Genomic DNA, 13,113 nt, shown 5'->3' on the forward strand with positions numbered 1-13,113 from the left:
GAAAGCCATGAACATCCGTATCGCCAGTCTGGCGGCCATCTTAGTTTTTGGCGCCGGTCTGGGCGCGAGCCAGGCCCTGGCCGCCGACCCGACCGTGGCCACCACCTCGGGCCCGGTCGTGGGCGAAAGCGCCCATGGCGTCGCCGCCTTCAAGGGCGTGCCGTTCGCCGCCCCGCCGCTGGGCGCCCTACGCTGGCGCGCGCCGCAGCCGCCGGCCGCCTGGACCGCGCCGCGGGACGCCAAGGCCTACGGTCCCGACTGCATGCAGAACCCGTTCCCCGGCGACGCCGCCCCCCTGGGCGTCCAGCCGGCGGAGGACTGTCTGTACATGAACGTCTGGGCGCCCGAGGCGGCGTTGAAGAGCAAGACCCAGCGGCCCGTCATGGTTTGGATATACGGCGGCGGCTTCGTCAACGGCGGGAGCTCGCCGGCGGTGTACGCCGGGGACCGGTTCGCTCGCGACGGCGTGGTGCTGGTCAGCTTCAACTATCGCGTCGGCCGGTTCGGCTTCTTCGCCCATCCGGCTCTGACGGCGGTCGGCGCCGATGGCGGGATGCTGGGCAACTACGGGCTGATGGACCAGATCGCGGCGCTGAAATGGGTGCGCGACAACATCGCCGCCTTCGGGGGCGATCCCAACAACGTCACGGTCTTCGGCGAGTCGGCTGGCGGCATGTCGGTCCACGCCCTGCTGACCGCGCCCCAGGCCAAGGGCCTGTTCCACAAGGCCATTATCCAGTCTGGCGGCGGACGCCCGCGCCTGCTGCCGACCCTGCCGCTGACCGCCCCGGCCGGACAGCGCTCGGCCGAGGCCGCAGGTCTGGCCTTCGCGGCCAAGGCGGGGGTCTCCGGGACCGACGCCGCGGCGCTGGAGGCCCTGCGCGCCCTGCCGGCCGAGACCGTGGTCGACGGCCTGAACATGGCGACGTCCAGCACCCCGACGTGGGGCGGCGGACCGATGCTGGACGGCAAGATCATGACCCGCGAGCCATTGCAGGCCTACAAGGCCGGCGCCTGGACGAAGATGCCGGTGATGGTCGGGGCGACCAGCGCCGACGGCTTCTTCTTCGGCGGAAGCCGCGATCAGGTCTTCGCGCCGTTCGGCGCCCGCCGCGCCGAGGCCGAGGCGCTCTACGATCCCAAGGGTGACGGCGATATCAAGGTCTATGGCTGGGCCGCCGCCGGCGACCGCATGTTCATCGAGCCCGCTCGCGCGGTGTCGCGCGTGATGGCGGAGCAGGGCATGCCCGTCTATCAGTTCCGCTTCTCGTACGTGGCCGAGAGCATGAGGAGCCAGTGGTGGGGCGCGCCGCACGCCACCGAGATCCCCTTTGTGTTCGACACGGTCGACGCCCGCTATGGCGCGGCGCTGACCCAGGCCGACGCGGCCGCGGCCAAAGCGGCCCACGCCTACTGGATTGGGTTCGCCAAGAGCGGCGTCCCCAGCGCCTCGGGGCAGCCAGCCTGGCCGCGCTACGAGGCCGCCACCGACCAGATCCTGGACTTCGCCGCGCAAGGGCCGAAGGCGGAAGCCGATCCGCTCCGGGCGCGCCTCGATCTGGTGGAGGCGACCACGCGGTGATGATAGTCGTTGTCGACGCTCACCAGTGTTCCTGGACCCGATCCGACGTCGGCTCCTGGCGCGAGACCATCGGACGCTCGGAAGGTCGTCGAACCGAGCCCTACGAGACGTAGCGACAGCGAGAGTGATCTCGGTCGAGGCCCGCCCTTGCTACTTCGCGCCCGCTCACGTCAAAAAGGGGGATGGTCGGAGTTTCGATGCGGGCATGACCCAGAGACGTTTGAAGGGGGCGGAACGACGCGAACGCTTCTTGGATGCGGCGGCGCAGATCGTCATCGAACACGGGGTCGCGGCCGTCACCATGGATGGCGTCGCAGCGCTCACGGGCGTCACCAAAGCCCTAGGCTACCGCTATTTCAGCGATCGCGACGACCTGCTGACCGCTCTGTTCGACCGCGAAACCAAGATCTATGTCGAGCGCCTGGCAAGCGAGGTCGGCCCGGCCTCCACCTTCGAGGAGTGGGTCCGCGGCGCCCTGAAATACTGGTGCCGGCGCGCCGACGAGCGGGGCGAGCTGTTCCTGCGTCTGGTCAGGGACTGCGGCCCCCTGGCGGAGCGGGCGCGCGCCAACCGCAAGGCCGACGCCGACGCTTGGGCGCTGGGTCTGCAGAAGGCCTTCGGCTTGCCCGCGCGTCAGGCCAAGCAATACGCCTGGTTCATGGTCGCCGGCACCGCGGGCGCGCTGGACGCGCGAGATGGCGACGACGAAGCCATGATCGACGCGATCACCCTGGCGGTGGTCGCCGGCGCCAAGGCCCTGGCCAAGAAGTACGGCGAGCCTCGCCCCGCCAAGACCGCCTGATCCTTTCCGCGCAGACGACGGTTGTCTCCGCCATTAAGTGACGATACCGTTACTTAATGGCGGGCGTTGAGACCCCGCGCACGGCGCAAAGCCGTAGGGGAGGCGACCACATGAAGCTCTATGGCGAAGACAATCCCGCGCCCAATCCGCGCCGGGTCCGCATCTTCCTGGCCGAGAAGGGCCTGACCCTGGAGGAGGAACGCGTGCCGCTGGCCGAGCGCGCTCACAAGGCCGCCGCCTTCCTGGAGAAGAACCCGCTGGGCCAAGTGCCTGTTCTGGAGCTCGACGACGGCGCGTTCCTGAGCGAGAGCGTCAGCATCTGCCGCTACCTGGAGGGCCTGCATCCGCGGCCGCCGCTGTTCGGCGAAACCGCCCTGGAGCAGGCGACCATCGACATGTGGATTCGGCGCATCGAGTTCCAGCTGATGGCGCCCATCGCCCACATCTGGCGGCACACCCATCCGCTGACCGCCGGCCTGCTGACCCAGTACAAGGATTTCGGCGAGTCCAATCGCGCCCATGCCGATCGGATCTACCGCTGGCTGGATGGCGAGCTGGCCGACAAGGCCTTCATCGCCGGTCCCGCCTACAGCATGGCCGACATCGTCGCCCTGACCACGGTGGACTTCGGGCGGATGATCGGCGTCGCCATCCCCGAGGACTGCGGCCACGTCCGCGCCTGGCTCGAACGCGTCGCCCAACGGCCCAGCGCCACGGCCTGACGAACAATCGTTCGAAAGCAGTTGCCAGTCCCATTAAGTGACGATAGCGTTACTTAAGCGTTTCGGGCCCGGACGCTGATCCACATCCCGGCGAACCGCACGGCTCGCCCCGCCCTTCACGACCGCGTCTTGGCGGGCGGCGAGGGCGTGCGCCCGACAGATCACAAAAGAAGCCGCGCAGCGGCTCAAGGAGGAATGCGCCATGCCCTTCCAAACCCGCCGATCGCGAGTCCAGGCGCGAGGTCCGAGGACGGATCTGCTGACGGGGGCGTCGGTCGGCGTCGCCATGATGCTCGCCGCCGGCGGCGCCCTGGCCGAGGACGACGCCTCGCGCACCGCCGGTCCCGTCGTCGACGAGATCATGGTCACCGCCCAGAAACGGGCCGAAAACGTCCAGGACGTGCCGCTGGCCATCACCGCCGTGCGCGGCGAGACGCTGGCCTCGATGAACATCACCCAGCCCCAGCAGCTGTCGCTGATCGATCCCAGCGTCCGCTTCAAGCAGAGCCTCAGCAGCAGCGCCTCGGGCCTGACGATTCGAGGGGTCGGCACCAGCAGCTTCTCGGCGGGGATCGAGCAGAGCATCTCCACGGTCGTCGACGGCGTGGTGCTGGCCGATCCCGCCAGCCTGGCCACCCTGGCCGATGTCGAGCGGGTCGAGATCCTGCGTGGGCCTCAGGGCATGCTGTTCGGCAAAAACGCCTCGGCGGGCCTGGTCCACTTCATCACCAATCGGCCCAAGCTGAACGAAAACAGCGGCCAGCTGCACCTGCAATATGGCGAGCGCGGCGAACAGGTCCTGCAGGCGATCGGCAACCTGGCGGTCAGCGACACCCTGGCCCTGCGCCTGGTGGCCACGCACAATCAGCGTGACGGCCTGATCCGCAATGTCGCCAAGGACAATGTCTTCACCGATCCCCAGGACGTCAGCACCCTGACCCTGAAGGCGCTGTGGCGTCCCAGCGACGACCTGACCGTCTATTTCTCGGCCGACCGCACCGACAACGACGCCTTCTGTTGCTCATCGACCTGGCGCAAGGTCACGCCGGGCTACGCGCCGGCGGTGACGAACGCCCGCTACGGCATCGTCGCGGGGCCGAAGAACCTGCAGGTCGCCGCCAATGGCCCATCGCAAGGCAAGTCAAACGCCCAGGGCGGCACGCTGCAGGTCGACTACGGGCTGGGCGACCTGACCCTCACCTCGATCAGCGCCTACCGCTCGGTCAAGCGCGAGGCGTTCTATGACGGCGACCTGACGCCGGTCAGCTATGTCGACACCAATGGCGGGGCGGGGAAGACCGACTGGCTCAGCCAGGAACTGCGCCTGACCTCGCCGATCGGCGAGCGGTTCGATTATGTCGCCGGCCTCTATCTCTACCACTCCAAGGCCTCGTCGCTGATCCGCCAGCGGGGCCAGCTCAGCTGGATCACGCCCGCGACCAATGGCGTTGTCGCGCCGATCATCCCCGGCGCGCCGCTAGGCACGATCTTCGAGACCTCGACCTACAACGACATCAACTCGACCAGCTTCGCGGGCTTTGGCCAGGTCGGCCTGCACATCACGCCCAAGCTCGATCTGATCGCAGGGGCTCGGATCACGCGCGACGAGATCACCCTGGACTATCACCGCGCCCCGACGCCCGGCGCGGTCTACATCCCAGGCTCGGTCACGCTCGACCTGCACCAGGAGGTGGAAAACACCAACATCTCGTGGCGGATCGGGCCGCGCTATAACTTTAGCGATGACATCATGGCCTATGCGACGGTGTCGCGCGGCTACAAGGGACCTGGCTTCAGCGGCCTGAGCGCGGCCAACAGCCTGGCCGACCAGCGCGTGCAGCCGGAGATTCCCACCAGTTACGAGGTCGGCATGAAGGCCGCGTTCCTCGACCGCCGCCTGATCGTCAACGCCAACGTCTACAGCACCACGGTCAAGAACTTCCAGGCCCAGGTCTCCGACCTGACCAGCGCCACCTATTCCTCGCGGATCACCAATGCCGGCGAGATCAAGACGCGGGGCTTCGAGGCCAACCTGATGGCTCGGCCGGCCAACGGCCTTAGCCTCACGGCCGGTCTGGCCTACACGCACGCCCGCTATGCCGACTTCAACGGCGTGCAGTGCTATTTCGGCCAGCCCAAGATCGCCCAAGGCGGGCCGTGCAGCGCGCCGCCGGCCACCCCTGCCTCGCTGGATGGCTTCTTCAACGCCAAGGGTCTGAGCTTGGCGGGCGTGCCCGACTGGGTCTACGGCGTCAGCGCGGTCTATGAGCGGTCCTTGAGCCCGGGCCTGCGCGGCTTCTTCCAGGCCAACTGGAACTGGCAGAGCGACATCAACTACTCGATCAGCGGCGACCCGGGGACGATCCAGAAGGCCTATGGCCTGCTCGGCGGCCGCGTCGGCGTCTCGGCGCCGGACAAGGCCTGGAGCGTGGCGCTGTACGCGAGCAACCTGCTGGACAAGCGCTACGCCGCCCAGATCACCCCGTCGCCGGTGACCGCCCTGAACCCTGGCGGCTATGTCCAGTATTTCAGCCCGGACTCCGTGCGCCGGGCCGGGATCAGCCTGGACGTGGCCTTCTAGGACCCTTTTCGCGGCGCTCTTGCCGGCGCCGCGAGGGGGCGAGACGACCGGCGCGGACGCCGCGGCTGCAGACGTCTCGCCCCGCCTTCCTCAATCACGTTATCTCTCTGGGAGAGCCCTATGAAACAGTCCATGGGACGCCGCGCCTGGCTGGGCGCTCTGGCCGGCCTGGCCGCCGCGCCGCTGACCGCCTCGAAGGCCAAAGCCAAGCCCGCCACGCCTCTGCCGCCGATCACGATCTACCATCTGGAGGGGCGCCGTTCCGAGCGGATTGTCTGGCTGATGGAAGAGCTGGGCTTTCCCTATGAGCTCAAGTTCAAGCGCGGCGACCTGGCCGGCTCCATGGCCCTGATCCGCGAATTCAGCCCGGTCGTGCCAATGGCGCCGACGGTGAAGTACGGCGACCAGGTCCTGGTCGAGTCCGGCGCGATCATCGAGTTGATCCTCAACCGACACGCTCCGGGGCGCCTGCAACCGGCGCTGGACAGCCGCGACTATCCCGACCACCTGATGTGGATGCACTATGCCGAGGGCAGCCTGGCCGCGCGCCTGTTCTCCGACTATCGCGCCTGGACCGCCCAGCCGCCCAAACAGCGCTCGCGCCTGGTTGACTCCGAGGCCGTGGTGCAGTTCGCCGAGAACTTTCTGGGCCAGCATCCCTGGTTCGGCGGCGCGGCCTTCTCCAGCGCCGACATCATGATGATGTTCCCGCTCAACGCCGCGACCGGCTTGAACCTGGTCGAGGAGTCGCAGTTTTCGAACGTGGCGGCCTGGAAGGCCAGGATCGAAGCGCGTCCCGCCTATCAGCGCATGCTGGCCAAGGCGCGTCCGGACGGCATGATCGGGGGCCTGCCGCGCTTGCCCCAGCACGCGCCCGCCGGCCCGCGGGAGACGCCGAAGGCCCCGGGATAGCTCACGCTGCTGCGCGTCTCGCCGCGTGCGGGCTTTGGAAATGAAGCCTGCCGAGCGTCCGCTTTCAGAGGGCCAGCCGGGCTTCACTCTAGCCTTGTTGGCGGCCTCCTCGCATGACGCGCAGGATTGGCGAGCGTCGTGTTCTCGGAAGGATGTCGATGTCAGAAAATGGCGCACGACCGCACTCACCCAAGATCGGAAACCCGGACCTAGTTGGCCAACTGCCAAGTCCGCGGCGCCATTCCCGTGGAGCGTTTGAAGAGTCTGGTCATGTGACTCTGGTCTGCAAAGCCGCACGCCAGAGCAACGTGCGCCAAGGGAACGCGTTGGCGAACTTCGCTTTGTCCAGGAACAGGTAGCCGTCCACCGGAGGGAGGATCGGCGGAACAGCGGCGCCCGGCGGCGGATTGGCGATCAGCGACGACACAGCCTCCCCTTTGTCGGGCGCGAAGGCGGCGATGTAGACGAGCGCCTTGACCTTGGGATCTAGGCCGGCTTCTGAAATGACGACACCGCCGTAGGAGTGCCCAACCAGCACAACGTCGCCCGACGCCGAGGCGATCGCTCGCGTGGTGACGGCGACGTCGTCAGCCAGTGACGTCGTCGGGTTTTGAACGACCACGACACTGTAGCCGTCCTGCACAAGAATGCGGTGAACGCCCTCCCATCCCGAACCATCAACGAAGCCGCCGTGAACAAGCACCACGGTCTTATCGATATGCGGCGCCTTCGGCGCGGCTCCGGCGGTGGATGCAAGCGCGAGCGCGGCGACACCAACAACCGTCCTGAGTGCCCCAACCATAGAAATTCTCCCGTTCATTCAAGTCGCGGATGCGACGTGGTGTGACGGGTAGGAGGCAGCGGGACCAAGCTATTGAACGATCTTGCACCGCCCCATTGCCGAAGGCGGGTCTGCTTTGGGGTCTAGGTCGACGACGTGCTGGGGTGTCCCAGCAAATCGACCCGGTGCAACGGCTCACCGGCCTCAGCGCGGTCCGAGCACGAGGCGCCTCTATTGCACGTCGCGTTTCTGGAGGGTTGCCGACGTCCACACTTGGCGCGGACCGGCCGCCAGTTTGTGCTGGGCGCAGCCGATCTTCTGTCATCGAACCGTTTCTGTCGCGCGCCATAGACGCGGCATGGCGTCCATCCAACAGCGCTTTCGAGCGAATGGTCCCGCGAACGCGACCCTGCTGCGGGGGGCCTACGGCGCGGGCCATTTCGCCAAGAGCCTAGCCTGGACCTTCACCGACCTGCTGCTGGCCTACTACGCCAACATGCGGCTCGGACTGTCGGCGGCCGAGACGGGCCTGCTGTTGTTCTTCTCGATGGCCTATGGCGCGGTGCTGGACATCGGCGTCGCCTTCGTGCTGCGCCGGGACGAGGGCAGCCGCCGGCGGATTCTCTTGATCCAGTTCGCCGCCGGCCTGGCCACGGCGACGGCGCTGGTGATCGTCTTCAGCCCGGTTCGCGGCGCCTTGCCGCCGTTCGCCTATCTCGTCATCGCGCTGGGCCTGCTGCGCACCGCCTACGCGGTCTACGACGTCGCCCAGAATGCGCTGGTGTCGCTGCTGCCGAGCGACGAGGTCGACGCCCACCGGTACGTGGTGGTGCGCCAGACGCTTAGCGCCGTCGCCAGACTTTGCGTGGCGGCGCTCTCATTTCTGATCATAGACAAGAGCGCGCCAGCCGGGCGAGAGGTCCTGCTGGCGAGCGTGATCGCGATGTCGATCGTCGCGACGGCGAGCTGGATTCTGGCTTGGGCCGGTCCGGTGCGCGCGGTTGACCCGCCACCGGCCGCGGGCGGCCTGCGGCTGCCGGTCGGGGCGGGGCGCCTGCTGTTGGCCGCAGCGTTCCATTCCGGGCCCTTCAACATGACGGCCCGCATGGTGACCTTCGTCGAACGGAGCAGCGGAAGCGATCATACTGGCGCGTCTTTGCTGTTCGCCATGGTGCTGGGAACCCTGATCGGCCCGATCGTCATCGGCCGCCTGCGCGGCGACTTGGGCGGACCTTGGGCGGCGCGGGCCTTCACGGCGCTGGGGATCGCCGCCGGCGCTGGGTTTTTGGTCGATCCCCGGTCGGGCCTAGCCGCCTTGGTCACCTGTTGCGCGTACGGCGTTAGCCTGGGCGCGACCACCACGCTCTTCTGGCGCGGCATGAGCGCGGCGATCCGCGACCATGCGCGTCTCACCGGCGAACGCACCGACCTGACCGCGTTCGCCCTGCTCACCGCCACGCTGAAGTTGGCGTCGGCGGTGTTCGGGGGCGCGGTGGGGCTGGCGCTGGACGGATTCCGGGCGGCTCAGTGGACGACGTCGCTGGGTCTGGGCGTGGTGATGACGCTGGGGGGCGTCTGTTTCATCGCGCTGATCGCGCCGATGCGGCGGGGCCGCGCGCCAGTGCGCGTTTAATAGTTCACGCAAAAGAAATATGTGCGGAAGCCCATCCGCCGGATCTGAAATGCTCATGCGCCCTTCGCCCGCCATCCATCTCTCGGAGGACCAGAAGCGCATCGTCTGGAGGCTGAGGACCGGCGGTCCGGCGTCGCGCACGGAGCTCGCGCGCGATCTGGGGATCCACAACGGCGCGCTCACCCGCCTTAGCCGGGAGTTGATCGCGCTCGGCGTCGTTCAAGAGCAGGATCAGAGCGAGCGCACGGCCCGGGGGCGGCCCACCGTGCCGCTGACGATTTCGGATCGCGCGGGTTACGCCGCCGGCGCCACGGTTCACCCCGGCTGGCTGGAGCTTTCCCTGGTCAATTTCTCCGGGGAGGTCATCGCACGCGATATCGAGCCGATCGAGAGCGACGATCCGGCCGATTTCGCCGAAGCCGTGGGGCGCCGACTGCGGGGTCTGGCGGTGAACCACAACATGCTGCGATCACGGTTCCTGGGTTTGGGGATCGGTATTCCGGGGCCGGCGATCGTCGGTCGCCCGAACCACTGGTGGGCCGTCGACTGGCTGCGGGGATGGCGCGATCTGGATCTCGCCGCCTTTCTCGGCGACCGTCTCGGCCTGCCGGTCTGGCTGCAAAACGACTCCAGCGCCGCGGCCCTGGCGGAATACTACACGGGTCGCCTGATCCGGGTCTGCAACTCGGCGCTGGTGCTGTTCATCGGGCATGGCGTGGGCGGCGGGGTCATCGCCGGCCGCGAGATGTTTGTCGGCGAGTACGGCAATGCCGGCGAGGTCGGGCGGCTCTATCCCGGGGGAGGGCGGCCTCGCCCCTCGGGCATTGACCTGCTGGCCACGCTGCGCGCGGCCGGGGCGGAGGTCTCGTCCTTGCTTGAGGTCGAGGACTGCCTGCGGACCCATCCCGAGGTGATCGCCACATGGATCGACCGGTCGGCGGCGCAGCTGGAGTTGGTGGTCAATGCGGGTCTGGTTTGGATGGACCCCGGAGCCGTGGTGATCTCCGGCGCCCTGCCACTTTCGGTTCTGGACGGCCTGGCGCGGCGTCTTGAGCGCTCAACGCGCGCCTTCATGACGCCAGAAGATCCGCCGCATCTGCCGCCTCCGCTGGTCAAGGCTTCGACATTGGGCAGCAGCGCGGTGTCGATCGGCGCGGCGCTGTTGCCGATCCACGAGATCGGCCGCCCGGGCTCCAACGACTGATCCGATTTATTTCAGAAGAAATAAATAAATGTGTCGCCGGCCCCCCTTACTCGGCCCCCCGTAGCGCCGTCCGGCGCATGAAATATCGGGGTCGGGCCATGAAAAAGCATCTCATCCACAGCGTGGCGCTTTGCACGCTTCTAACCGCTGCGGCGCCCGCCTTGGCGCAAACGCAAGACGATCCCGCCGCTGCGGTCGACGCGATCGTCGTTACCGGCATCCGCCGCGCCAACGTCAAGGCGATCGACAGCAAGCTGAAGGCGGCGGGCGTCGTCGACGTCATCAGCTCCAATGAAGTCCAGGCCCTGCCGGACTTGACGATCGTCGAGGCGCTGCGCCGCGTGCCGGGCCTTTCGGTCCTGCCGGCGACGGACAACGAGCATCCGCGCGACGAAGCGGCGACGCCGGTGATCAGGGGCCTGGGCCCGGCCTATAACAATGTCACGATCGACGGTTCTCCGATCGCCTCGCCCGGCACGCCGAACGGCAATCTGGGCTCGATCGGCCGGGGCGTGCGCCTCGACATCCTGCCCTCTTCGATGATCAGTGAGCTGGCGGTGACCAAGACCTTCACCGCCGACCTCGACCCCAACGCCGTGGGCGGCGCGATCGACCTGCGCACCCGCAGCGCCTTCGCCGGCGGCGGCAAGCCGTTCTTCACGTTCGAGATCGCCGGCGGCGGCGCCAACGACCAGGGCCAGCCGCGCAAGCAGTCGCCGATCGGCGGACGCGTCCAGACCACGGGCAGCTTCACCTTCGGTCCGGACGCCAAGTACGGTCTGACGGCCTCGGCCAACTATCAGAAGCTGGACACCTTCACCGAAACGCATATGACCACCGACACGGTCCATGCGGGCTTCTACAACGACGCGGGCGTCCTTCAGAGCGGTGAGAACCTTGGTAACGGCTTCGCCGTGCCGCAGCAGGACAAGTACTGGTATGTCCAGGATCGCCGCGCCCGCTACGGCCTGACCCTGAAGGGCGAGGCCAACTTCACCGAGGCGCTCTACGGCTTCATCACCGGCGGCCTCTACCGCTTCCAGGACACCATGGAGCGCAACGAGCTGCTGATGGACTCCAATCAGCGCGGAACGGTCCTGAACCAGACCGCCACCAGCGGCCAGTACGCCAAGGGCGACGTCGAGGTCGGCTTCGAACACGCCAACATCATCACCAACACGCAACTGATCCAGGCCGGGCTGGACTGGAAGATCGCCGACGACCAGGTCCTGACCGCTCGCGGCTCGATCTCGCGCGCGACCTATCGCGAGCCGATAACGATGATCAAATATATCACGAACGCCGCCTATGGCGCGCCGGGCACGAGCACGGGCGCCAGCGTCGTTCCCACCGCGGCCTACGCCTTTACCTACGACACCAGCCGTTTCAATCAGCGGTTCAACATGAACCCGGCGGCGTTCTACGACCTGTCGGCCTACAAGGCCTTCTACTATCGTCCCGACTACAAGCGCTCGGCCAGCGACAACATCTATAGCGGCCGGGTCGACTGGCGGAAGAACATCGGACGCGACGCTCGCGGCTGGGGTTTCTCGGCCGGCGCCAGCTACACGCAGGATACGCCCGAATACAATGTCTACCGCGTCGAGTACGCCCCCAACACCAGCGCGACGCCATTCACGCTGGCGACGGCGGCCGGCCCGGCCGGCGCGCCGATGCGCTACTCCGATGGCCTGTTCCTTTTGACCCTGGACCCGGTCAAGGCCTCCGCGCAGTGGGAAGCCGCCCGCGCCGCCGGCGGCCTCAACCGCACCGACCAGAGCGGCTTCAGCAATCAGGACAATTTCGAACACCGCGAGCGGACCCTGGGCGCCTACGGCGTCGTGGCCTACGCCAGCGACAAGCTGCGCGCGCAGTTCGGCCTGCACGAGGACTCGACCCGGCAGGACACCACCGGCCGCGCCCGGGTGGCCAATGTGTGGACCAAGCTGCCGACCAAGTCATCTTACGACTTCCTGCTGCCGTCGGGTCTGATCACCTACGACGTCACGCCCAGCCTCGACATCCGCTTCGGCGCCAGTCAGACGATCGGCCGCCCCAGCTATGACAGCTACGCGGCCCGCACCGCGATCAACTTCACGCAGGTCAGCGACAAGGGTAATCCGAACGCCACCGGCGTCAGCGTCACGGTCGGCAACCCGGACATCAAGCCGCGCCTGTCGACCAATCTCGACCTCGCCGTCGACTGGCGTCTGTCCAACCGTTACGGCGGCCTGGTCTCGCTGGCGGTGTTCGACAAGGACATCAAGGACGAGATCTTCAACGCGTCCTCGCAGGGCTTCACCTATGACGGTGTCACCTATGTCAACGCGGTGGTCACCCGGCCCCTCAACGCCAGCAAGGCCTCGATCCGCGGCGTCGAGGCCAATGTCATCGTCAACTCGCTGGAGTGGGTCCACCCCTGGCTTAAGGACTTCGGCGTCAGCGGCAACTGGAGCCAACTGGACGGCGAACTGAAGGTGCTGCGCGGCAACGGCGCCTCCCGCACCCTGGACCGCCTGACCGGCCAGCCGGACCAGACCCGCAACGCCACCATCTTCTACAGCCACGCAGGTCTGGAAGTGCGGGCGGCCTACAACCACCAGGGCAAGGCGCTGCGCTCGATCACCCCGGACATCGCCTGGCAGGACCTCTACTGGGCCGCGCGCGACCAGGTCGACCTTCAGGCCAGCTATGAGGTGCGTCCCGGCTTCACGGTCTACGGGCAGGCCAGCAACCTGACCCATACGCGCCTGACCAGCTTCTACGGGCCGGACAAGAACCTTTTAAAGGACACCTATTCGGTGCCCACCGTCTACTGGCTGGGCGTGCGCTTCACGCCGCGCTTCTAGTCCGAACGGGGCGCGCGGCCCTGGTCGCGCGCCCTCGCGACCATTGT

At 67.5% G+C, this 13,113-nt stretch carries 10 protein-coding genes; 8 read left to right on the plus strand and 2 right to left on the minus strand.

Annotation, left to right across the window (positions count from 1 at the left end; genetic code table 11):
- Positions 1–7: 7 nt before the first annotated feature.
- From AC07R7_RS05850 to AC07R7_RS05870, 5 genes are all read left to right on the plus strand, one after another.
- The gene (locus tag AC07R7_RS05850) at positions 8–1,582 is read left to right on the plus strand and encodes a carboxylesterase/lipase family protein (protein WP_494634473.1); all 1,575 of its coding nucleotides are present in this window, start codon (positions 8–10) and stop codon (positions 1,580–1,582) included.
- Positions 1,583–1,787: 205 nt separating this feature from the next.
- The gene (locus tag AC07R7_RS05855; RefSeq protein WP_492888045.1) at positions 1,788–2,384 is read left to right on the plus strand and encodes a TetR/AcrR family transcriptional regulator; all 597 of its coding nucleotides are present in this window, start codon (positions 1,788–1,790) and stop codon (positions 2,382–2,384) included.
- A gap of 110 nt (positions 2,385–2,494) precedes the next feature.
- Positions 2,495–3,106, plus strand: coding sequence for a glutathione S-transferase family protein (locus AC07R7_RS05860; RefSeq protein WP_125156790.1), 612 nt, complete (start codon positions 2,495–2,497; stop codon positions 3,104–3,106).
- Between the two features lie 202 nt (positions 3,107–3,308).
- Entirely contained in the window at positions 3,309–5,687 is a 2,379-nt protein-coding gene (locus AC07R7_RS05865; protein ID WP_494634474.1) for a TonB-dependent receptor, read from the plus strand.
- Positions 5,688–5,807: 120 nt separating this feature from the next.
- On the plus strand, positions 5,808–6,599 hold the full coding sequence (locus AC07R7_RS05870) for a glutathione S-transferase family protein (RefSeq protein WP_125156788.1): 792 nt from the start codon (positions 5,808–5,810) through the stop codon (positions 6,597–6,599).
- Positions 6,600–6,808: 209 nt separating this feature from the next.
- On the opposite strand, the gene AC07R7_RS05875 is transcribed toward AC07R7_RS05870, so the two are convergent.
- Positions 6,809–6,916, minus strand: coding sequence for a helix-turn-helix domain-containing protein (locus AC07R7_RS05875; protein ID WP_494634475.1), 108 nt, complete (start codon positions 6,914–6,916; stop codon positions 6,809–6,811).
- Positions 6,868–7,401 (minus strand): esterase/lipase family protein, encoded by a 534-nt coding sequence (locus tag AC07R7_RS05880; protein ID WP_494634476.1) that lies wholly within the window; start codon positions 7,399–7,401, stop codon positions 6,868–6,870. Before AC07R7_RS05880 ends, AC07R7_RS05875 begins: the two co-directional genes overlap by 49 nt.
- A gap of 337 nt (positions 7,402–7,738) precedes the next feature.
- Here AC07R7_RS05880 and AC07R7_RS05885 point away from each other — a divergent pair, with 337 nt between their 5' ends.
- From AC07R7_RS05885 to AC07R7_RS05895, 3 genes are all read left to right on the plus strand, one after another.
- Positions 7,739–9,013, plus strand: coding sequence for an MFS transporter (locus tag AC07R7_RS05885; RefSeq protein WP_494634477.1), 1,275 nt, complete (start codon positions 7,739–7,741; stop codon positions 9,011–9,013).
- Between the two features lie 55 nt (positions 9,014–9,068).
- Positions 9,069–10,217, plus strand: a complete 1,149-nt coding sequence (locus AC07R7_RS05890; RefSeq protein WP_492888038.1) for an ROK family protein — start codon at positions 9,069–9,071, stop codon at positions 10,215–10,217.
- 98 nt (positions 10,218–10,315) lie between these two features.
- Positions 10,316–13,066, plus strand: a complete 2,751-nt coding sequence (locus AC07R7_RS05895) for a TonB-dependent receptor (protein WP_494634478.1) — start codon at positions 10,316–10,318, stop codon at positions 13,064–13,066.
- The last annotated feature ends 47 nt before the right edge of the window (positions 13,067–13,113 follow it).

It is taken from the genome of Caulobacter sp. GW821-FHT05F04, assembly GCF_059419665.1.